18 protein-coding genes and 1 pseudogene are annotated in these 22,109 nt (G+C 66.5%); 8 read left to right on the top strand and 11 right to left on the bottom strand.

Annotated elements, in window-relative coordinates:
- Positions 1-13 precede the first annotated feature (13 nt).
- Complete coding sequence (locus tag AF1_RS14565; protein ID WP_067798220.1) at positions 14-784, top strand: transposase family protein; 771 nt, start codon at positions 14-16, stop codon at positions 782-784.
- Positions 785-798: 14 nt separating this feature from the next.
- Here the strand turns inward: AF1_RS14565 and AF1_RS14570 are convergent, their stop codons facing one another.
- Entirely contained in the window at positions 799-1,614 is an 816-nt protein-coding gene (locus tag AF1_RS14570; protein ID WP_242608892.1) for a transposase family protein, read from the bottom strand.
- A gap of 562 nt (positions 1,615-2,176) precedes the next feature.
- On the opposite strand from AF1_RS14570, the gene AF1_RS36345 reads away from it, so the two are divergent.
- From AF1_RS36345 to AF1_RS14590, 5 genes are all read left to right on the top strand, one after another.
- Complete coding sequence (locus AF1_RS36345; RefSeq protein ID WP_255218806.1) at positions 2,177-2,305, top strand: hypothetical protein; 129 nt, start codon at positions 2,177-2,179, stop codon at positions 2,303-2,305.
- Between the two features lie 11 nt (positions 2,306-2,316).
- On the top strand, positions 2,317-3,240 hold the full coding sequence (locus AF1_RS14575; RefSeq protein ID WP_067798223.1) for a helix-turn-helix domain-containing protein: 924 nt from the start codon (positions 2,317-2,319) through the stop codon (positions 3,238-3,240).
- A 529-nt stretch (positions 3,241-3,769) separates the two neighbouring features.
- Positions 3,770-4,606, top strand: a complete 837-nt coding sequence (locus tag AF1_RS14580) for a M48 family metallopeptidase (RefSeq protein ID WP_207394099.1) — start codon at positions 3,770-3,772, stop codon at positions 4,604-4,606.
- Positions 4,603-6,546: an AAA family ATPase gene (locus AF1_RS14585; RefSeq protein WP_067798227.1), complete on the top strand. Its 1,944-nt coding sequence runs from the start codon at positions 4,603-4,605 to the stop codon at positions 6,544-6,546. The genes AF1_RS14580 and AF1_RS14585 overlap by 4 nt, the downstream gene beginning before the upstream one ends.
- Position 6,547: 1 nt before the next feature.
- Positions 6,548-6,874 (top strand): hypothetical protein, encoded by a 327-nt coding sequence (locus tag AF1_RS14590; RefSeq protein ID WP_067798229.1) that lies wholly within the window; start codon positions 6,548-6,550, stop codon positions 6,872-6,874.
- Positions 6,875-6,928: 54 nt separating this feature from the next.
- Here the strand turns inward: AF1_RS14590 and AF1_RS33295 are convergent, their stop codons facing one another.
- Positions 6,929-7,642 carry a TIGR02391 family protein gene (locus AF1_RS33295; protein ID WP_084262892.1) on the bottom strand — a complete coding sequence of 238 codons (714 nt, stop codon included), beginning with the start codon at positions 7,640-7,642 and terminating at the stop codon, positions 6,929-6,931.
- A gap of 132 nt (positions 7,643-7,774) precedes the next feature.
- Positions 7,775-8,338 (bottom strand): hypothetical protein, encoded by a 564-nt coding sequence (locus tag AF1_RS34365; RefSeq protein ID WP_131732751.1) that lies wholly within the window; start codon positions 8,336-8,338, stop codon positions 7,775-7,777.
- 144 nt (positions 8,339-8,482) lie between these two features.
- Between AF1_RS34365 and AF1_RS35655 the strand changes: the two genes are divergently transcribed.
- Positions 8,483-8,800 (top strand): alpha/beta hydrolase family protein, encoded by a 318-nt coding sequence (locus AF1_RS35655; RefSeq protein WP_067798235.1) that lies wholly within the window; start codon positions 8,483-8,485, stop codon positions 8,798-8,800.
- Positions 8,801-8,809: 9 nt separating this feature from the next.
- Here AF1_RS35655 and AF1_RS14605 read toward each other — a convergent pair whose 3' ends face one another.
- The 7 genes and pseudogenes from AF1_RS14605 to AF1_RS14630 form a co-directional block, all read right to left on the bottom strand.
- On the bottom strand, positions 8,810-10,000 hold the full coding sequence (locus AF1_RS14605; protein ID WP_067798238.1) for an ISAs1 family transposase: 1,191 nt from the start codon (positions 9,998-10,000) through the stop codon (positions 8,810-8,812).
- Between the two features lie 262 nt (positions 10,001-10,262).
- The gene (locus tag AF1_RS14610) at positions 10,263-13,433 is read right to left on the bottom strand and encodes a DEAD/DEAH box helicase (RefSeq protein WP_084262893.1); all 3,171 of its coding nucleotides are present in this window, start codon (positions 13,431-13,433) and stop codon (positions 10,263-10,265) included.
- Positions 13,405-14,772, bottom strand: a complete 1,368-nt coding sequence (locus AF1_RS14615) for an ATP-binding protein (protein ID WP_067798241.1) — start codon at positions 14,770-14,772, stop codon at positions 13,405-13,407. Before AF1_RS14615 ends, AF1_RS14610 begins: the two co-directional genes overlap by 29 nt.
- The gene (locus AF1_RS14620; protein WP_084262894.1) at positions 14,769-16,871 is read right to left on the bottom strand and encodes a tellurite resistance TerB family protein; all 2,103 of its coding nucleotides are present in this window, start codon (positions 16,869-16,871) and stop codon (positions 14,769-14,771) included. Before AF1_RS14620 ends, AF1_RS14615 begins: the two co-directional genes overlap by 4 nt.
- 286 nt (positions 16,872-17,157) lie before the next feature.
- Positions 17,158-17,387: pseudogene (locus tag AF1_RS34370) on the bottom strand (IS5/IS1182 family transposase); the annotation flags it as partial.
- 93 nt (positions 17,388-17,480) lie between these two features.
- On the bottom strand, positions 17,481-17,918 hold the full coding sequence (locus AF1_RS14625; RefSeq protein ID WP_131732750.1) for a hypothetical protein: 438 nt from the start codon (positions 17,916-17,918) through the stop codon (positions 17,481-17,483).
- Between the two features lie 326 nt (positions 17,919-18,244).
- Positions 18,245-18,442: a hypothetical protein gene (locus tag AF1_RS14630; RefSeq protein ID WP_067798247.1), complete on the bottom strand. Its 198-nt coding sequence runs from the start codon at positions 18,440-18,442 to the stop codon at positions 18,245-18,247.
- Between the two features lie 248 nt (positions 18,443-18,690).
- Between AF1_RS14630 and AF1_RS14635 the strand changes: the two genes are divergently transcribed.
- A complete protein-coding gene (locus AF1_RS14635; RefSeq protein ID WP_217999822.1) occupies positions 18,691-19,290 on the top strand; it encodes a flavin reductase family protein in 600 nt (199 codons plus the stop codon).
- A gap of 36 nt (positions 19,291-19,326) precedes the next feature.
- Here the strand turns inward: AF1_RS14635 and AF1_RS14640 are convergent, their stop codons facing one another.
- Complete coding sequence (locus AF1_RS14640; RefSeq protein ID WP_165488403.1) at positions 19,327-21,984, bottom strand: AAA family ATPase; 2,658 nt, start codon at positions 21,982-21,984, stop codon at positions 19,327-19,329.
- Between the last annotated feature and the right edge of the window lie 125 nt (positions 21,985-22,109).

Below are 22,109 nucleotides of genomic sequence, written 5' to 3' on the forward strand. Positions count from 1 at the left end.
CCAGAGGCTTCACATGCTTTTGTATCGTGCTTCGCTGCCGTTGTCGCGCCGGACCCTGGCCTACGCCACCGGGGTGGTCCGCCGCCACCGCCAGGCCATCGGCAGCAAGGGCCGGTGCCTACCTCCAGGCATGCAGGCCCTGATGACCCTGGTCTACCTGCGCAAGGGCGAGACCTACGCCGAGCTGGGCGCCGGATTCGGAGTTTCGACCACCACCGCGTGGCGCTATGTCAACGAGACCGTCGACCTGCTCGCCGCCTGCTCGCCCAGACTCGGCGCCGCGCTGGCCAAAGCGGTCAAAGCCGGGCTGCCCTACCTGGTGCTGGACAGCACCTTGATCTCGATCGACCGGGTCGCCGCCGACCGGCCCCACTACTCGGGAAAGCAACGCCGCCACGGCATGAACCTCCAGGTGATCGCCGGACCGGACGGGACACTGCTGTGGGTGTCGGGACCGCTGTGCGGCTCGGTCCACGACCTGGCCGCGGCCCGGATCTGGGGCGTCATCCGGGCACTGGCGGCCACCGGGCTGCTCGTGCCGGCCGACAAGGCGTACCAGGGCGCCGGCGCGCACATCCTCACGCCCTACAAGGGACGCGACAAGCCCGAGCTGCAAAAGGACGCCAACCGCGCACACGCCAAGCTCCGCGGACCCGGTGAACAAGCGAACGCCCAGCTCAAATCATGGCGCATCCTGCGGAAGTTGCGCTGCTGCCCCCACCGCGCCGACCGCCTCGCCAAAGCCATCCACACCCTGCAACTCCGCGAGACCGCAGCACGCTGAAAAAGGCTCACTGTTCAGGCTAGGAGTGTCCGTTTGCGGAGCAGGGAGCCATTTCCAAATTCATTCGGCCTGGTGGTGCAGGGTGTGGATGGCTTTGGCGAGGCGGTCAGGCGGGTCGGTGAGCAGCGGGCCTTCCGCAGGATGCGCCGGCGTTTGAGCGTGGCGGCGCCTTGCTCGCCCAGGGCGCGGACGCGGGCGTGGTGCCGGTTGAACAGCTTCTTGCGTTTGCCGCGCCTGCGTTGCTTTCTGCGTTTGTACGGGGTGCCGATCGCGCTGCCGGCTCCGACATGGGCCTTGTCTGCGTAGCAGGCGATCGCGCGGCTGGTGAGCGTGTCGATGATGTCGTGGGCGTGGGTGGCGGTCAGATCATGCGTGGAGCCGGGCAGCATGGGCGAGGCCCAGATCAGCCGACCGTGCGGGTCGGTCAGGAACTGGATGTTCACCCCATGACGACGATGCTTGCCCGAGTAGTACAGCCGGGCGCCTGCGCCTGACAGCCGATCGATCGGCGCGAGGGTGCCGTCCAGGATGACGAACGCCTTGCGCTGTGCGATCCGCATTGCCTCGCGCAGGTCGGGCGCCAGTTCGGTGAGCAGGGCGATGACCTCGGTGACATGGCGGTGTGCGGTCGCCGTACCGACCTTGAATGCGGCGGCCAGGTGTTCGAAGGTCTCGTTGCAGCGCAGGTGCACCAGCACCAGCAGGGCCTGACGGCCCGGTGGCAGCGCTGGCCACCGCGATCCGATCCGGCGGCGGTGGCCGGTGATGAGGTCGGCTACGAAGGTACGGGTTGCGGGCGACAGATCCAGCGCAGCGCGGTAGAACAACACCAGAGGCTCCTGGCAGGGCGGTTGTTATGGTCGACTTCGCATCTACCAGGGGCCTCGCTGCGTCACCGGCCGACTCCACCCACCGCAACCACCCTGTGACCACCACGATTAAGGTGGAAAAGGCTCAATGTGTTGTGGGTACTGATCCGCGACGGCCGCCCCTTCGAGGTCGTTCCGGCACGAACGGTCGCCTTGGCCGCTTGACTTCCTGATGGGGATTCGAATGGCGGGTGGTGGCCTGTACCGGCCTCTGCCCATGTTCGCCTGGTCGATCGGGCGGGCGGGCAGATGAACAAGGGTGTCGGTTAGACCCAATCCTGACATCTCGGCGGGTGACTCGCCCTACTTGAGGCTGGGACAGACTTCGGGAGCGGAGGGCGCAGGTGCGGTGAGCGGAGGGCAGGTTGTCAAGCGTTGTGATGCCGCAGCTTTTCGTGCGGTGCCCGCAGGTGTGTTTGCGGCGCGGGTTTCGGCAAGTTCTCAGCCGGCTGGTTGCAGGCTCAGAGGAGACCTGCGGCGGCCGTTGGCCGTGGCAGCCGTTCACGAAGGAGGGAGCTGTCTCATGACTCATGACGACGACCGTGATCGATCCCACCGTTCCCGGGTCACCGATCTTGCCGCGTTGGTGTGCGGGCTCGCGACGCTGATCACCGCGGTCACCGGCCTGGTGGCGGCAGCCCACGGCGGATAGGAGGCGACGGCATGCGTGAACTGGGCGGCGGCGACGGCGAGTGGGACGAGGAGTCTGCCTCCGAAGCTGTCTGCGAGCCGGGTGAAGCGGTGGAAGAAAGCCTCATGGAGGACACGCCGGAAAGGGCAGCCGAACCAGGCGACGACCCCAACCTGGTACCGCTTCATCTCATTGAGGAGGCAGGAGGGGGCGACGAGGGGGACGGGTCGGAGAGCTGGGACGGCACGAGGAGCAGGTGGACGCTGAAGGATATGCCCAATCCCGAGTCGGCTCTGCTGTCGCTCAAGAGGGACTTCGGGCGGCTCTTCGACGAGTTGATCAAGGATGCGTTGACTTCACCCGGGGTCACCATGAAAGCGATCGCCGATGAGGCCAACTGGAGCCCGGACACCCTGTCCAGACTGCTCAGGGGTGAGCGGCTGCCGAGTTCGATGAAGGAGTTCCAGGACTGGATCACGGCGTTGGAGAGGCTCACGCGGCGACCGGTCGATCCAGAGAAGCTGGCGGAAGCCCGGGAGAAGGTCACCGAGGCAGGGAAGCTTCCTCAGACGTTGAAGGACAAGTATGAGGCCCTGTTGGCGACGCACGGGCAGCTGTGGGAACGCAAGCAAAGCAACGACAGGACAATCAGTGACCTGAACGCCATGATCAGCTTGCTCCACGAGCAGAACCGGGCCGCCGGAATCGTCCCCGTCTGGACAGCCGACGGTCAAAGCTTCGCGGCCGAGCTCGCCCGGCGGCAGCGTGACCTGCGCACGCGACGTGCTCGGCTCCTGCAGACCCAGGCCACCTTGAGGAAAGCTCTGCAGCAGCAACAGCTCGACCTTGAAGAGCTGGCCAGGTGCGCCCAAGAACTCCTGGACGTCACTGATACGACCCTCAAGTACCTCGACGCCGTCCTTGACCCCGGCCCGGACGGACAAGACCAAAACTGAAGCCTGTACCACGGGCGGGCCCCCGGGAATCGACTACCTCACCCGCCCCCACCTTGCTGGCCATCACGCTCGGCTACCTGGCGGCTGGGACACGTTCGGGATCGAAGGGCCGACCCATGAGCACCGGAGTCCGGGGCTTCGGGGTTTCGTCGCGGCGCGCTCGTGGCGGCCGGTATGGCACACCTGGCAGCGCGGGTCTCCTGGCCAGCAAGGTGGTGATCCAGCCGGGCAGCGGCGCCATGGACCGTTCCGGACCACCGTGTAAGCGCGGCCGTTAACCACCGAGCCGGATCCCAGGACGTAGCCGCCACCGCCGCCCGCGACCAGATGTCCTACCTGGGGTTCCTGGCCGAACTGCTGCCGGCCGAGTGCGGCGGTCAGGAACGCCCACAGGTTGGCCACCCATGGCCAGGGCGGGAGGTCCTGACACTGCTTTCCGCGGACATGGTCATACAGGGTGGACGTTGGGATGATCTTAAGAGGGAACCCATGAGCGCCGACCGCCCCGTGAAGCTGCTCGGACAGCCGCTTGGCCGTCGCGAAGTTCACTCCCGCCCTATTGATCGCGGAACCGAGGAACTCGCGGAAATCGGCGAGGATTGCGGCGCGCCGTTTATCCATTGAGGGTCTCGATCCTCCACTGCAGATCGCTTGGACGATCCTAGCGTTCCAGGAAAACCGGCGCGAACTGTTCCATCTGACACAGAACGGGAACCTACACATCGGTGTCTACCCACCGCTTGGGCGAGTCCGGGTTGCTGCTCCGCGTCGTCTTGACGACGAGCATGTCCGGCTGGCTGTGATCCAGCGGCTGCCGTGGATCAAGGAGCGGCGCGAGCAACTTCGCTCGGCCGAGCGCCAGTCCGAGCGAGAGATGGTCACAGGCGAGTCTCACTACGTGTGGGGAGTTCGCCGCCGCATGAAGGTCATCGAACGCCAGGGGCGGGCTCACTTCGAGGTAGACAGTGAGCGGTTGCTGCTGTACGTTCCGGCCGGCACCACAGCCGAGCGACGACGCGAACTACTAGACCGTTGGTACCGGGAGCAGTTGCGACAAGCGATCCCGCCCCTAATCGCCAAGTGGGAACCGATCCTGAAAGTTTCGGTGCCGCGGTGGACAATCAGGCGCATGAAGACCAAATGGGGATCATGCAACCGCGAAACCGGACACATCTGGCTCAACGTCGAACTCGCCAAAAAGCACCCCGATTGCCTAGAGTACATTGTCGTCCACGAGATGACGCACCACCTCGAACGCAAGCACGGCCCGCGCTTCACCAAGCTGATGGATAGGTTCATACCGAACTTGCGGAGCCTCCGTGATCAGTTGAATAACGCCCCACTGGCTCAGGAGAGCTGGGAATGAGGCTCATTTCGGCGCACATCCGGGGCTACGGTCGCATCGTTGATTCGAAGGTCAACCTTGACGCCAAGGTCATCGCCATCGTCGGGCCAAACGAAGCTGGCAAGACCACCTTGCTTAAGGCGCTTGCTCACGTCGACGCGGATGCCGCTGTTCCAGTGCCGCAGCGTTCGCGCGCGGCAGACGTGACAGACGAAACGCCCATAACCACATTCGACTACGTACTCGACGATGAGGATAAAGACGCCGTAGCGGATCTGGACCTCCAGCAACCACCAAAGCGCGTGTCCATCGCGCGAACCGCTTCGGGCCAGAAGCTCACTGTGGATGTCCAGCCCCGTCCGGTCAAGTCGATCGCCCCGCTCCAGGATGCAATCGCGGTACTCAAGTTTGGCCAGGCTAATGAGGACCTGGACGATTGGATCGACCCTGAGACGGTTTACGCCGATCCCAACTCTGATGCCGCCCGTGATTACAGGACCGAGCTGCAGTCGATCATAGACGCGGTCGACGGTGCAATCGCTGAGCCCGGTACCGGCATCTCGGACGAGGCGATCAAGTTTGCCGAGTCCCTTCGAAGTGCGACGCTTGAGAACACGGGCGCTGATGAGCTGCGCACGGCACTCGATACAGTCGTCGACTGGGCCAAAAGGGAAGGGCCTGGACAGGTTGCACGCGACCGGATCTGGCACCGCTCGCCGGATTTTATCATGTTCGATGAGGCTGGTCGGTCGATTCAGTCGACATACGCCTTCGACGATGCGTTGGTGGCCGATCCGCCGGCTGCGCTGGCAAATCTTATGGGAACCGCATCGCTGGATCTCAAAGAACTGCTGACCTTCGTGAGAACCGACGACGTTGCCCGACGACGCACGGCAATCGTTCAGGCGAACAAGCGCATGGATGCCATCTTTGATGAGGCGTGGAAGCAGTCGAGGCTCGCCGTGCACTTCGAAATCGATGGCAACCAGCTACGGATCGAACTCATAGAGGACGGTAATAATGTCACCGTCTTCGATGAGCGCAGTGCCGGCCTCCGCATGTTCGTGGCACTGATCGCGTTCCTTAAAACCCACGGGTCAGACCGCCCGCCTATCCTGCTGATAGATGAAGCGGAGAACCACCTTCACATTGACGCGCAGGCCGACCTCGTGAACATGTTCGTCACACAGGAGCACGCGGTAAAGGTCATCTACACGACCCACAGCCCAGCCTGTCTGCCGCCAGATCTCGGCACCGGAATCCGTACAGTCGTCCCGCGAAAGGACAACTTCCAGATCAGTGACATCAAGAACAGCTTCTGGCAAGGCTCGGCAGGCTACTCGCCGTTGATGCTCGCGATGGGCGCTGCAGCCGTAGCGTTCACACCCGCTCGTAACGTCGTCCTCGCAGAGGGAGCGACGGAGATGATCCTTCTTCCGACGCTGCTGCGTGCAGCGACAGGCGAATCTGAACTGCCCTACCAAGTTGCTCCGGGTCTCTCTGAGGCGCCGAAGGATTTTCTCCCCAAGTTGGATCTTGAGGCTGCCCGTGTCGCTTACCTCGTCGATAGCGATGACGGAGGCGCAGCGCTACGAAGTTCGCTCCTTAGAGCGGGCGTTCCGGAGAACGTCATCACCGACGTGGGAGTAGCGGGGATCGAGAATGTACTCGATCCGGACGTTTATCGCGAGGCCATCAAAGCACTACTCTCAGAGTGCAATCCAGCAGTTGCGGCGGACGCGCTGCCGGAGATTCCTGTGTTCGCTACGGGCAAGGACGAGTCGTGGGCGTCCTTGTCTCAGGCATGGATTCAATCGCAGAATCTCAAGGCGCCGTCGAAGGTGGCGATCGCGAACTGGCTGGTCGAGAACAGCCGGGCGATTCCTAGCGCTGCCGGCAAAATCCTTCTGAAGAGTCTCCATAAGCAGCTCCTGAAGGTGCTGGACCACGAGGGTAGCTGAAGTGGCTGCCCTTGATAACGCCACTAAGCGCAAGCTCGAGCCGATCTTCGGTATGAGCAGCGGTTACGTGCTCGACTTCAGTAATGCCCGCTTCGCGGACTTTGTGAAGACCGCGATCGGCATCGATTCGTATGAGAAATACCCGCCTGCCTCTCGGCTTGTCTTTAAGGTCCGGGACCAGCTCGCAACCGACCGGAGCCCAAACCTTAAAGACAAGCTGAGGCCGGAGGATGTGTCCTTCGTGGCGGAGTGGTCGCTGATGAAGATCGCGAAGCGGTTCGAAGCGGCGGACAAAACAATACGAACACAATTATTGGGGCTGGGGTAGTGATGTAGCCGTGGCGCGGCAGCCGGAAGTGGCCGAGTTGACCTTGAAGCTCAGCTAGGAACTGAGTCTTTTCTCGATCTTGTCCAGCATGCGCATCAGCAAGCTCGCCGTCAGCACAGCTTCGGACGCTTCGGTCACGTCGTCAAACGACACTTCGCGATGTCCAGATGGATTGCGCAGCACAGCGTAAGCACCCTTGAAGAGCATCATGGTGCCCTCTACCTCGCCTTGCGGCGCAGCCGGATCAGCGAGCGGCCCGCCTTTCCGGAAAGCTTTTGTCATCAAGTCGGAGCCAAAGACGTCGTCACCGAAGCCAGCGAGACTCCTTACGCGTATCTCGACGACCCGCATCGCGCCGAAGATTGCGTTTTCATACTCCCCGAGGAGAAACTGCCGCCTGGAGTTGCGCTCGATAAGCGGATGCAGATTGTCTTGCAGTCGGTCAATCGCCCGGACGTCCAGTACACTCATTTTGAGGGCTTCTTGTCCCCGCCGCGTGATGAAGAGGGCGCCATAGGAGTGTTGGGTGGCAGGAGTGCAGGCGATCAAGCCGCGAGCACGCAGCCACCCTACTGCTTCTGCAATTGCTTTCTGGGCTGGCTTGTTTTCACGGTATCCATGCACGGAATCGCTGCGGTATTGAAGCGTATAGTTATATTCTGATTTATTTGTGTCGCTGGAACTGGGCTGTGCAAGGTCGGCAAGAATGAAGAGTGCAAGCTCGTCAATGGGCAACTGGAGGGCGACATCAGGGGTAACTTTGATCATAACGAGAGATATACCCCTTCGGGTGCGTCTTGTCAAACATATTTAGTTGACATTGGAGTAGATGTGGATACAGACAAAGGGGTAGGATCGTTGGAGGTGAAAGATTCTTGAGGTATGTGCTGTCAAATAACTCTATTCAAACTCATCCATCTCGTTTTCGCTCACTTCGCTCGACCATCGCGGGTTGATGACGCCTGGATGTCCCATGGGCAGGAGATGGTGAAGCCCGTGTTGCTTCCGCCTCCATTGATTTGCTTCCCACGCTTCAAGTGCTCGGTAGCCGTCAACAAGGACCGCGATTTTGCAGATTTTCACTCTTCGTCCACATTGGCATTGGCCGTCGCCAATGTCATGGTGCAACAGGCGCACTTCAGAGAGGGCACTGAAGGTGGAATCGCGAGCCCTATATGCTCTATCGCATCGATCTAGGGCGTCATCAACAGTTGCTTGATCGAGGTTTTCGATCACTGTGCGGAAGGGTCTGCTGTCTAGCTCTTTCTGTTTCCGTTCGACAGCTGCCTGCAAGTCAGCAATCACGATATTGAGACGATCAACTTCATCAGCGTGCGCTTCTTCTACGAGTTGAGCGTCGTACTGCCACTGTTCGAAGTGCTCCGCTTCGCGGCGCTTGACTTTGGTTGGGCTATCTCCAAGATGCCGTGCACAAATGCCGCAGACGCTCGCTTTGGCTGGCAACCCGTCGGGTACCTTCGGAGCTTGAAACTCTGCGTTGTGGCTACGGCAACACGGGCAGTACGGCATAGACACCACTGTGCCACGAGGGTCTGACACTCTGCGTGGCCGTCAGCAGCCTGCGGGCTGACCGGCCATCCTGCTGGCATGCCCACCGCCGCGCAGCTCGCCCTTTCTCTCTCCCTCGACGGCCTCCAACTCTCCGGCACGCTGGTCACGCCGGCTGCGGTACGCGGCACGGCTATGGTGGTGCATGGTGGCGGGGTCACCCGTGAGGAAGACGGCTTCTTCACGCGTCTGGCGTATGGCTTGGCAAACGCCGGCCTGCTCTGTCTGCGCTTCGACCTTGCGTTCGTAGCGGCGGTCAGGCGGCGGCAGCCGCTCAGCGATGACACTGTGTGTTCCACTACCCGGCGGTGCCGTCCCGGCCGGTCGGAGAGCCAGGGCCTCGGCAAAGTCGACTGATGTCGGTTTTCAGATGAGGCCGAGGAGGGCGAGCGGGCGAGTGGCGTCGCGGGCGTTGTGTCGTAGGCGGGGGGCGATTTTCGTCGCTCCTGCCAGGCGTAGGGCGCCGATGGCGAGGTTGCGCCAGGTGGCCATGGCGCGGGGGGCGTTCCCGGTGCGCAGCTGGGAGGCGTCTTCGGCGAAGGTGGTATCTCTGATGTGGTGCAGGGCCTCGATCCGCCAGTGATCGCGGATCAGCTCGGCGAGCTGGGCGGGAGTGGCTTGCTCGGCGGTCAGGTCGGTGATCGCGTAGACGGTCTTGATGGTGGTCTTCCCGGTTCTTCGGTGCGCCCGGCGGCGTTTGAGCTGGATGGCCTGGCGGGCGCCGGGGAACAGCAGGCCGGTGACGGTGCAGACCTTGATCCGGCGGATCTCGCCGCGGCCGTGGCCGATGCCGCGGGTACGGCCCTGCAGCGGTACCCGGTCCCAGGGGAGCTTCTTCAGCTGCTTGCGCAGGGTGCGCTGGTTGGCCTTGACGATGGCGATGTAGTGGGCGCCGCGGCTCAGCAGGTGGCCGGCGTGTTCGCGTTGGGTGTGCATGGCGTCGCTGGTCACCACCGCCCCGGTCAGGTCGGTGACGCCTTCCGGCAGCGGCTGGAAGCAGCTGATCTCGTTGGTCTTGTCTTCCACGCCCCGTTGTGCGCGGACCAGGCCGGTGGTGTGGTCCAGGGCCGCGAGCAGGTGGATCTTGCGGCCGTGTGCCCGGGCGGCGCCGCGCAGGCTCTTGCCGTCGACGGCCAGACCACGCGGCTTCCCGGTGGTGGCGGCCGGGGCGCCGCGGTCGGCGAGCCACCGGCCGACCGCGTCGTCGAATGCATCACCGTCGACACCGGTGAGCACACGGCGGACGGTCGCTTCGCCGGGCGGCGTGTACCGCCTGGTCAGCCGGTCATAACGGACTCCGGGCCGCGCCAGCACATCCGGTGGGGCATCGGCGATCCATTCGCCGATCGCCACCAGCGAGGTCGCGCCGGCAAGCACCGCGCACGCCGACAGGGCAAGGATGCACACCAGTGCGTGCCGCACGCCTCGCGGGTCACGTGGGTCGGGTACCTCGGCGAGGCGTTCCAGCAACCCCGGCAGCTCAGGGGACGCGGCCCCAGTCCGTTCGCGGAGTTGGTCAAGGGCAGGCGGAATCGGAGATGATACGTCGGCAGGCACGGTCTTCCATCGAGATCACGGGGCGTCAGCAACTCCATGATCTTGGAAAGCCGTGCCTGCCTGCATCTCAGCCACCCTCAACACCCCAAACCGGACACCGAACCACTTTGCCGAGGCCCTAGGTCTCGATCCACCCGTCGACGCGCAACCGCCGTCCATGCAAGGAGCCGACCTGAACGTCGTGCGGGTCGCTGCCGTGGAATGGCGCCATGACTGGGAGCCTTCTCTGTGAATCTGGGCTGCATGCCTCTCACTCGGTGGCTCAGTCACGTTGCAGCTGAAGAGCCGTGAGCAGCTCGCACTCGGTGGGGTGGCCCGTCCACGCGCCCATGAGGCCTCGGTGGACATCGTCGCGTTGCTGAGGTGTCAATTCGAGTGTGTTGGCGGTTTCGTGTAGGAGTGGCAGGTTCAGCTCGAATTTCTGAGGTGTCAGTGCGGCTCGGGCGATGTGGTCGGCGTAGAGGATCTGGGCGTGGGTCTCCATTGCGGGTATGGGCAGCCTCTTCCGGAGCGGTGGGGCCGGAGTGTGTCTGCGTTGTCGATGGCGGCCGCTCGCGGCCCATGGCGCCCAGCGTTCGGTCGGCAGCAGCCCGGTCGCGCCGATCTCGTCCAGATATTGGTGTCCGGCCTGTTCGGCTCGCGAGAGGTAGCGGAGCAGAAGAGCCGCGGTGGTGCGGGCGTCGTGATCGGCCGAGTGCTCGCGGGTGAGAAGGAGGCCTTCGGCTTCCGCGCAGTCGGCGAGCGTGAGGGAGCGCTGGTCTTGGCCGAACCGGCGGGCGAGGTCGATGGTGCACAGGACGAGCAGGTCGTCGGGAGCGGCGCCGGCGCGGGCGAACTCGCCGACCAGCATGGCGGAGTCGAACATCGCGTTATGCGCGACGAGCACCGCGCCATCGATCATCTCGGCGATGTCACCAGCGACGTCGGGAAATGTCGGGGCGCCGGCGAGGTCGCCGGCCGTGAGGCCGTGGATATGGGTCGGGCCTGGGCCGGAGTCGCTGTGCAGGACGGTGCTGTAGGAGCTGCCCGGTATCCCGTTGGCTTTGAGGCGGTGAACGGAGATTTCGGTGATGCGGTCGTGCAGCGGATCCAGGCCGGTTGTCTCGACGTCGATGACGGCGTAGGGGAGCGCACCGATCTTGTGACGAGCGGGAGCGGCAGGCGCGGGTATTGAGTGGTGGGTGTGTGGAGTGGACTCGGCTGCGGTGACCATGTCGGGGAGCGCGGCCCAGGCGGCGGGTACGTCCAGTTTGCGTGCCGCGTAGGCGAGGGTCTGGAGTTCTTCGCCGAGGACGTCGTCGTACTTCTCGATGATCTTGTCGGGGACGAGGGCCGCGAGTTCGCGCGGGTCTGGCGCGGTCGCGGATGCGAGGGTGGCGAGGATGTCGATCACATGGCGGGGCGCGGTGCCGGGCAGGATCAGGACGGCACCTTGCCGCCCCACCGCGATGCCGTGCTGGTGAAGGGCGAGCGCCAGGGTGTTCATGAACGTGTCGCCGCGTAGCGGGACTAGCAGCGTGTCGCTGCCCCAACCGATGATGGGGGTCTTGGCCAGGTTGAAGCGCCGGTAGGCGTTGCGTCCCTCGGTGAGGAGACGCTGCGCACCGGTGTCGAGGTAGAGCGGCATGTCCTCGGACTCGAAGACCAGTCTCATCTCGGTTCTGACGCGGTCGTGTACGTCGGCGGCGACGCCGAAGAAGTCCGGTGCGTTGCCGCCGCCTGCTGCGGTCAACTCGATGACCTTGCTTCGGGCGTCGACCGTGGCGATCTTCCACCGGCGTCCGGCGAAGATCATCAGGTCGCCGGGAGTCAGGGGCTGGGCGATGGGAAGGGAACCGAGGGTCCGGCCCGCGCTGACCAGGCGGTACTCGTCGGGGGAGTGGAAGGCGGCGTAGAAGGCGTGATGATTGGCAATGCGTTCGCCTTCGCCGCCGTGCAGCAGGAGTCCGTCTTTTTCCTGGCGCAACAGGTCGGCGGCGCCGAGGTCGCGAAGCAGGGCCTTGAAGAGCGACGGCTCAACGTGCTGGAAGGGGCCGCTCAGGCAGAGCGCCTGGTAGGCGTCTTGAGGGAGTACGCCGCCGTGCTGTGAGATTAGCGAAAGGACCTGTTGCACCAGGGTGGACAGGCGCAGCCCACCGGTTTCCGGTGGTTCGCACCAGCGGTCGAGCAGCAGGTTGACCACGGCGATCATCTGGACGAGTTGGATCCGCAGTTCGTCCTGCGGAGTTGAGGTGGCAGTGAGTTCAGGCTCGGCGGCGTACATCCGGAGTGTCGCGGGCCCTCCTCTGCGCCCTGAACGGCCCAGCCGCTGGCGGAGCGCGGCGACGCCCGGTGGAGGGCCGATCTGGGCGACGGACGCGACCGATCCGATGTCCATGCCCATTTCCAGGGTGGAGGTGCAGACAGCGGTGACCGGGAGATGGCCGTCTTTGAGCCGGGCTTCGGTGTCCTCGCGGATCTCCTTGGAGAGGTTGCCGTGGTGCGGGACGAACTCGTTGGGTACCCCGGCCTGCTCGCAGCGTCGGACCAGGATGTCGGTGAACAATTCGACGTGCTGGCGTGCGTTGGCGAAGACCAGGTTGTTGGCGCCGCGCAGCACCGCGAACAGGTGGTCGGCGATGGCGCGCTTGCCGCCTCCGGCGAAGTTCTCGGTTTGCTCCCCGGCAGAGGCATGCGGGGCACCGCGTCGCGGCGCGTCGTCCAGGAAGCCCTTGATCTGGACGCGGAGTTCCTGGCCGTCGGATGAGGACTCGATGACCCGTACACGGTGACCACCGCCCGGGCGGAGGAACTGCGCGGCGGTGTCCAAGTCGCCGAGCGTCGCAGAGAGGCCGACACGAGGGATCCGGTGCCTCACGGACAGTTCGAGTCTGTGCAGGAGAGACTGGAGTTGCGCGCCTCGTTCGGTGCCGATGAAGGAATGCAACTCGTCGATCACGATGTGTCGGACACCGCGGAACATCGACGGTACGCGGGTTCCGCGGTTGGCGAGCAGTGCCTCCAGAGATTCCGGTGTGATCAGCACGATGCCTTCGGCTCGCTGGACCAGTCGCGTCTTTATGGCGGCGTCCACGTCCCCGTGCCACCGGTGCACGGGAATGTGCAGGAGATCGCACAACTCCTCGAGCCGCCTGAACTGGTCGTTGATCAGGGCCTTGAGCGGACCGATGTAGACGGCCCCGAAGCCGTTCTGCTCGTCGGCATCGGCGAGCGCGGAGCAGATGGGCAGGAAGGCGGCCTCGGTCTTGCCTGCCGCGGTGGCCGCGGAGACGAGGAGATCCTCCTCGCCCGCAAGGACCACCGGGATAGCCGCTTCCTGCGCATCGTGCAGCACCTTCCACTGCTTCTGCCAGATCCACCGCTGGACCGTGGGGTGGAGCAGGTCGAAGGAGTGCGAGCCCGCTTCAGAGCTTGAAGGTCGTGAAGTCGTCATCGTCGCTCTGAGAACGTGCAGTGGACTCGTTGTGCGCTGCGGGCGCGGTGTTGTCCGGGTGGTCCTCTTCTTCGAGTGGGGCGAGGTCGGGGTTGTGCTCGGGCGCGAGGGTCACGGATCCGATCAGGCTCCGCCAGTCTGCGTCCGGGTTCTGTTCCAGGACGGCGAGCAGATCGCAGAAGGCCTTGATCGTGGTACGCGGGGTTCGGAAATAGACATCGCCGACTTTGTCGGAGCAGTGCTGCATGAAGGCGAGGACCGCCTCGTCGGGAAGGGGTCGGGCGTCGCCTGCGCCTGCGGCTTGGACCTGGCGGAGCTTGGTCAGTAGAACGTAGAAGTCTTCCTGGGTGAGGGCTTGCAGTTCCAGAACGGGCCCGGTGAGGTCCACCAGCCCGTTGGCGGCGAAGGCGTTGTCGGCCAGCCGGGATTGCAGGGCCGGGTAGCTGAACAGCCCCCGCCTGGAGTCCCGGAGGAATTCCGGTGTGCCGCCGAACAGGAAGCCCAGGTGTTCGGTGCTGCCCTGCAAGGTGTCGTTGAGGATCCGCAGGATCTGCTCGTAGTTGGCGTTGCGGGCTCGTGTCGATGCCAGCTTGTAGAGGTTGACCATCTCGTCGACGCAGATCAGCAGGCCGTCGAAGCCCGCCAGCCGGACGAATCGGCTCATCAGTTTGAGGTGGTCGTACATCGTGCCGTCGTCGATGATCGTCCGGACGCCGAGTGCGGCCCGCGCGTCGGTGCGCGTCGCGTACTCGCCGCGCAGCCAGCGCACCGCGGCCGCCTTCAGATGCTCGTCGCCGCTGTCATGGCCACGCCAGTAGGCGCCGATCACCTCGGCGAAGTCATAGCCGCCGGTGAGCTCGGACAGATCGGCCATGCGCGCCCGGATGACCTGGTCTGGAGCCCTGCCGGTCCGCTCCGCCTCCGCCAGCGCCGTGGACACGAAACGCTCCACCACGCTGGGCAGCGCACCGCCGTCGGGCTTGGAGCGGGTTGCCAGGTTCCGCATCAGCTCGGCGTACAGGCCTCGCGCCTGGCCGCCGGTGGCATGCAGCCGGCGGTCAGGGTTGAGGTCGGCGTGCGCCGTCACCAGGCGCTTCTCCATCGCGATCGACCGGACGAGATGGAGGAAGAACGTCTTGCCGGCGCCGTATTCACCGACCACGAACCGCAGGGCCGAGCCGCCATCGGCGATCCGCTCGACGTCAGTCAGCATCGCGCGGACCTCTGCCACCCGGCCGACTTGGACGTGTTGCTGCCCGACCCGCGGGACAACCCCGGCTCGCAGGCTCTGCAGCAGGGCGTCGCGTTCGCGCGGACGGATCCGGGCCGTCGTGGTCACAGCATCGCCTCCAGCGCGCCGCGGTTGATCTCCAAGGGGTCCTCTCCTTCGAGTAGGGGTTCACCGGCCGCCTCGTAGGCGGCCTCGTTGAGACGGTCGATCGCGCCGTCCGGCATCACCCTGTGCGCGGCCGCCAGGTCCTCCCACGCGGCCCGCGACAAGGCCGGTTGCTCCGGCAGTGCCCTGACCAGCTGGGAGTGCCCGGCATCCAAGCCCGCCACGGGTTCAACCGCAGGCGGGGCCGGCCGAGGCGGGTCCGGAGGCTCGTCGCCGAACACCGAGCCCAAGAGCGCTGAAACCTCGGCGGCTTCGGCGATGCGTGCTGCCAGCAACGATTCGTCGAGCCGGAGTTTGGACGCGGGTATGGGCGCCTCCGCCGGTGGCGGCACGGTGTGACCCTGCTGCGGCTGGGCGGGACGGACCACGACCGGGGCGGACGCGGGCGGCGCGGCGGCCGTCGCGGCATGCAGGCTCCGGTCCATGACGTCCGGAGCCAACTTGAGGAGTCCGGCGATTCGCCGCAGTGTTTTCACCTCTGCCGGATCGACGCGCCCGTCGGCGGCCGCCACGGCCGCCAGGAAGTCCGCCAGGTGCTCCCGCTGCGTGCGGTCGACCTCCTCGATCCGCCGTGACAGCCCGGTCAGCTTGACCTCGGTCGCCAACAGCCATCGGAGATGCGCGCGCAGCCTCGACCGCTCGTGCCGCGTCAGATGGAGCGCCTCTTCAAGGTGCCCGACCAGCAGTTGCTTCTCCTCCGTCGCCACGTGGCCGTCGGCCAGGCTGACCGCCGCGCCGAGATGCAGAAGCAACGTCGCCGCGCGATAGGCGGATGTCGGCGCTGCTTCTGAAACGCCATTGACATGGAAGAACACCACCGACCCGCCAGCGGGAACCGGGCCGCCGAAGCGGGGATCGGGCTCCATCCCGATCCCCGCACGGCCGAGAATCCGGGCGAGCGCGATCACACCCTTCTTCCCGGGGCGTTCGTCGCCGCACCAGGCCAGTAGGTCCGCCGCCGGAACAGTCGATATCGCGAAACCGCCCAGCCGCGATCGCGCCCACTCGGTGAAAGCGCCGACCTCCCCCGCATCGAGATCGACCAGTTCGTCCGGCAACTCGGCGGCACTGGCAAGCTTCCCGCGCAACTCCGGACTCCGCCCGATCAAGCGGCTGAACGCGCTCAGACTCTCAGCGCACTCATCAGCTAACGACACCAGTCGTCGGAGGGGCAAGGCTTGATCGAAAACGTCCGGCACCTCTTGAAAGGTCATTGACGCGGTCCCACGGAAACCGCCGCTGGCAGGCCGATAATCGAAACGTAGTTCCGGCCCCCTTGGCTGGATACGGAAGCCTCCCAGATGACGATCGTCGTAGCGCACTGCGAAAAGCCTGCGAAATTCCTCGGGACACCGCTTGGCCGCCGTCCGAGGAGAGTAACCGGGATGCGACATCACCCAGGAGAGAGCCCAGTCGGCAGGCAGTGCGCGCCCCGATCGCGCGAACTCGCCCAGTCCGAGACGCAACCGCGCCGACGGCCGAGCCCCATCAGCGGCTGGCGCGGACCCGGTACCCGGATCCTCGCCTGCCGCCGACATCAGTTCTAGGAGGCCACGGAACTCGGTGGCGTAACTCCGAAACGAACCATCTGAACCGAACAGGCCCATCAGCCGCTCGATCTCCGCCCGAATGAGCGGCACCTCCCTCACGCGCGCCGCATCATCCCGTCGCAGGTCCAGCAGCACCCGGCGCTCCAAGCCGTAGAGGAAGAGGAACGCATATCCCACCGAAACGTCCCGATGCCGCCGCCCGGCCGCCAGCCAGCGCAGATATGCCGCACGGCAACGCGGCGCGATATCGGAATAGCACGGCCAGTAACCCAGGCCTTCTCCCGTCCAGTCGGGTGAACTCCAGTCAACCGGAAGCAGCGGGTCGATCAGCGCCGGCTCGACGCCGCGCCCCGACGCGGCGGCAAGCCCAGTACCCACGTAGAGCATGCCGCCCGGCAGCGTCCGATCCCCGACCCGACATGTCTCTCCGGGGGGCGTCCAACTCGCAACGGAGCCCCTCCGCACTTCACCCTGCTCGGTCAACCACGACACTCCCGCGCCCCCTCAACGTTCGCACAGCCCAGTCGAACGCCGCAGGCCACCTCATGAACGATGCGTAAGTGACGACGCCTCTGCCGTTTGCCCGGATGACACGACCGCCACAAGATCCGGGTTAACACCGATTCATAACCTGGCCCTTCGTCATGAGGAGGTGCCTTCAGAGCCGGCGAGGCTCTACCTGGTCCAGGTCGGGCGGTGTCGCAGGCGATCGTCCTCTCGTAGTAGGCGGGGACGTGCGAGCGTGATACAGAGTCTCGATTAACTTCTACGTTAGCTTGTCATGAGTGTTGGTCGCCGAGATCCCGACAGACAGCGGCAGTCCGGCACGATCGGCCAGCAGATGGATCTTCGACCCACGCTTGCCGCGATCGACAGGATTCGGGCCGACCAGTGCTCCCCTTCGCGGCGCGAACACCGACCGAGTCGATCGCGCACCGCGCCCAGTCCAGCTCCCCGCGCGCCCAACTCCTCCAGCACCAGCCAGTGCAGCCTGGCCCACACCCGCGCGGTCGTTCACTCGACAGCTCCCGCAACTCCTCGGGCACCAACCGCTCAACGATCGCAAGCTACCCCCAACCCACCAAATGAGATGGTGTCTAATTAGTGCCGCCCACCCTGTCGCGGCCTCATCTGCATCCCGCGCTCGACCAGGCGGCTTCGTACCGTCATATCGTTGACCCCCATCCGCTCTCCGATCCTTGCCAGTGACCAGCCGGCCTCGTAGAGCCGTACAGCCTCATCGATCTGCTCGGGGGAGAGGCCGCGCATCCGCATCGGCACGTCGTGGCTACGCAGGTACCTGCTGACGGTCTGTCGCGCGATACCGAACCGCTCGCCGAGTTCGTACACCGTCGCGCCGGCTCCATACGCCGCGATGAGCTCCTGGGTCTCGCTATCGCCGAGGCGCCGTGCTCGGCGGCGTTGTTGTCGCTTGGGCGGCTGCGGGGGAGGGGCGCTGGGGTCCGGCAGCCGCCGCAGGAGCGCCTCCAGGGCTTTGACCTGCTCCTTTGTTTTTGAATAAGCCCCAACAAGGTCCACCCCTACTCCACAGGCCCTCCCGCACATCCGCGGCAGGGCCTGAGTGATCAACTGGGAGGATTTTGGGAGATCATCTCCCTCCCACCCGAATGAGGCCACAAGAACGCCCTGCTTCTGCTCATGCTGCGTAGTCATGCGGCAGAGGTGGGACGAGGCCTCATCCCCCCACCAGCATGACGGGTCGCTAGGCGCTCAAGATCGAGACCGGGACTGAACCCGCCTCTGAGCACTTGCTAAAAGCCCATTGAGCACGGGGACCGGCGAGCTCCCACTGAGCCGGAGCCGTTCCTGCAGCGAGATCTCCCAGCGTTTCTGGAGCTTGGTCTTCAGGTCGTCTCGCATGGTGTCCGAGACGTGGGAGTACACGCCCCGCCGGGCACGGTGTGACCGAGCTGTTCGGCCTGGAGCACCTCCGGAATGGCGTCCTCCAGCATCCAGGTCTTGTGGCTGTGCCGCAGCCCGTGCGGCGTGAGCCCCTCGACGAGCGGCACCTCACCGGCGTCTGAGGACGGGCCCTCCCGCATGTCGGCGGCTCACTACTGGCACCGGGCCGCCATCACGGCATGACCGCGCAGGCGGGCGCCCGCGTTCCATGGCCCCTACACAAGTCGACGGGCGCCGCACCCCTTAGGGGGTGCGGGCGTATGGCGGAGAGCGCAGAACAGGGGTTTGCAGGCGGCGGCGCGCACGTGAGAATTCCCGCAACGGCCCGACTGAGTGAGGGGGAACGGTGCAGGTGGGGAGCGAGACGTGGCCTCCGAGGCTGCGTCCGGTGACCGGGCAGCGGGCGCTGCGCGACGTCTTCGGGAAGTTTCCCAGCGGGGTGGTCGGGCTCTGCGCGCTCGACCCGGACGGGTCCCTCGCAGGTATGGCGGTCAGCTCGTTCACCTCGGTGTCGCTGGACCCGCCGCTCGTGTCGGTCTGCGTGGCCGACTCGTCGCGGACGTGGCAGCGGGTGCGCGGCGCCCGCACCGTCGGGCTGAGCGTTCTCGGGGAGCGTGACGGGGCGCTCTGCAGGGCGCTCGCCAGCCCGGCGGATAGCCGGTTCGACGGCGTCGACTGGACGGCGGGCGACGGCGACGCGGTGTTCCTGCGCGGCGCGGTCGCGTGGCTGGAGTGCGCCGTCGCCGCGGGTGTGCCCGCGGGCGACCATGTGATCGTCCTGCTGGAGGTGCGGGCGGCGAGCACCGTCCCGTGGGAGCGGCCGCTGGTCTTCCAAGGTGGCCGGTTCTGGACCCTCAGCGAGGGCGGCGGCCGGCTCGTCGACCGGCTCGACGGCGCACTGCTGGACGAGATGGTGGGCCTCGCCCAGCACGGGGACGTCGAGCGGGTGCTGACGCTCCCGTGCTGGCAGGTCCGGCGGACGGGCTGACCCGTCGGGCGAGGGGCGAGGGGCGGACGGTCAGGGTCAGGCGGGGGTGCCGAGGGCCTTGGCGAGATTCGGGCGGCGGGACACGTTGAGCTTGCGGTAGACGCGGGTGAGGTGCTGCTCGACGGTGCTGACCGTGATGAACAGCTCGCTGGCGATCTGCCGGTTGGAGAAGCCCGCCGCCGCCAGCGAGGCGACGCGCTGCTCGGCGTCGCTCAGCTCCGCGGTGGGGCCGGCGATCCGCAGCGGCTTGTCCCCGCCGTCGCGGTCCGGGCCGCCGCCGGGCAGCGCCGCGGCGAGCGGCTCCAGCCCGCACTTCTTGATCAGCGGGCGGGCGCTCCGGGCGGCGTCGCGGGCGCCGTCCTCGTCGCGGAGCGCCGTCCGGGCCAGGCTCAGCTCCGTGAGGGCGGTGGCCAGCCCGACGCGGTCGGTCGTCCCCTCCAGGGCGGAGACGGCCTCGGCGAGCAGGACGGCCCGTTCGTCCGGGGCGGCGAGCTCGGCCAGCACTCGCAGCGAGGCGCCGCGGGTCCGGGCGTCCCAGGACATGGTCCGCGCCATCTGCTCCTCCACAAGCGCGCGGGCCCGGTCGGTGCGGCCGAGGCGCAGGCAGGCGCGGGCCGCCTCGCCGCGCCAGGGGACGAGCGCGGGCTGGTCGTTGCCCCAGCCGCGCATTAGGTCGCCGCAGGAGCCGAAGTCGGCGAGCGCGGTCAGATGCTGCCCGATCGCGGCGTGGTAGTGGCCGCGCGCGAACATGTAGTAGAGGCCCGGCAGCGTCTCGAACATGCCGTCGGGCAGCGGGACCCGCAGGAACTTGGCCGCCTCGTCGTAGCGGCCGCAGGCGGTGGCGATCTGGATTGAACTGGACAGCGGCAGGCCGAGCGCCATCCCCCAGCTCCGGTTGGACAGCAGGGTCAGGGAGCGCTGCGCGTGCCCCTCGGCGGTCCGCAGGTCGCCGCGCCGCACGTCGATGATCGAGCTGGTGGTGGACAGCAGCGCCTGCCAGGTCAGCGAGCCGCGCCGCTCGGCCGCCTTCAGCAGGATGTCGATCCACGCCGCGGCGCGGTCCAGCCCCTCGGTGTAGACGAGGACGGCCAGCGCGGTGAGGGCGGGCACCAGGACGGAGTCGTCCAGGCGGGTGCTGAGCAGCACCTGCTCGGCCGCGATGAGCAGGTCGTCGTCCATCTCGCCGCCCGTGATCACCGCGACCTCGACGGAGCGGTCGTCGGGCGGCGCGCCGCCGAGGTCGGCCAGCAGCGTCGGATACAGCCAGGAGCGGAACCGGGACGCCCAGCCGGTCGCCGGCAGCCGGTCGGTGCCGCCGGTGAGCAGCGCGCGCGCCTGCTCCCGCCGGCCGTGCCACAGCAGGTAGGTGACCAGGTCCTCGGTCTGGCGGTCGGTCAGCCGCCCGGCCGCCGCGGCGGCCCGCAGCTCGGGCAGCAGCCGGACGACCTGGAGCGGGTCGACCTGCCATTCGGCGCTGGCCAGCTCCGCGGTGAGCTGGGCCTCGTCCCCGCCGTGCGCGCTCGCGGCCTGGCGGGCCAGCCGCAGGTAGCGGATGGCGCTGGTGAAGTCGCCGTCGTGCTGCTCGTGGTCGGCGGCCTGGCGGAGCACGTCGATCATCCAGCCGGCGCCGACCGTGCCCGCCTCGGCCAGCGGGCGGGCCACCCGCGCAGCGGGCTCCCCGTCCTCGCGCAGCGCGCAGGCCGCGTGCAGGTGCATCGCGGCGCGCTCGCGGGCGGGGACCTTGGCGTACAGGGCCTCGCGGGCGGCCTCGTCGCGGAAGCCGCCGTCCTCCAAAAGGCCGATCGTCTCCAGGCTCTGCAGCGCCAGCGCGATGTCGGCCGGGTCGGCGTCGAGTATCCGGCCGAGCAGGGCGGGTGCGGGCGAGGCGTCCCCGCCGAGCACGGCGACGGCCCGCGCGCAGTCCACGACCGCGGGATGGGCGCGGTGCAGGCACTGCCAGACGGCCTGGACGTAGTCGTTGCCCGCCACCGCGTGCGGCCGGGCCGGGCGGGCGGCGCGGGTGTCGGCGACCAGGGCGTCGAGCAGCAGCGGGTTGCCGCCGCTCAGCCGGTGGAACGCCTCCAGGCAGTCGTCAGGGACGGCGGAGCCGAGCCCGCGGGTCACGATCCCGGCCACCGCGGGCGCGGCCAGCGGGCGCAGCCGGATGTGCCGGCAGTGCGGCTGGCTGCGCAGCTCGGCGGTGAAGGACGCACGCTCGTCCAGCGAGCAGGACGACAGGGTCAGCACGACCACGATCGGCGACGTCTCTAGCCGGCGGGTGAGGTGGAGGAGGGAGCGCAGCACCGCCTCGTCGGCGTGGTGGACGTCGTCCACGCCGATGACCACGGGCGCCTCGGCGGCGAGTTCGTGCACCGGCTTCCACATGCGGTGCAGCGCGGAGCTGGACAGGGCCGGGTCGCCATCCGCGGGGAGCTGCACCGGCGGGCCGGACGCGGCGGGCAGCCGGGGGTGTCGTGCTAACTGCCCGAACAGTTCCGGAACGCCGTTCTCGGTGCGCGCCGCGGTGGCGCTGATGAACACCGCCCCCTGCTTTTCCGCATGGTCGGCGAACGTCCGCAGCAGGGTCGTCTTGCCGTAACCGGTGGGTCCGGTGATCACCGCCACCCGGCCCCTGCCCTTCAAGCTCGCGGAGAGAAGGGAGGACAGTACGGCCAATTCCGCTTCACGTTCCACGTTCAAGTCACCCCCGTGGTGCCAAAAGAACAACTGGACTTGTCGCTTTGCGGGGATTGACGCTGAGTCTCTCATCGGCTCGGCGGGACGGGCAAGGACGTCCGCCCTCGGACCGGGAGGAATCC

Source organism: Actinomadura formosensis NBRC 14204 (assembly GCF_001552155.1).
GTDB lineage: Bacteria > Actinomycetota > Actinomycetes > Streptosporangiales > Streptosporangiaceae > Spirillospora > Spirillospora formosensis.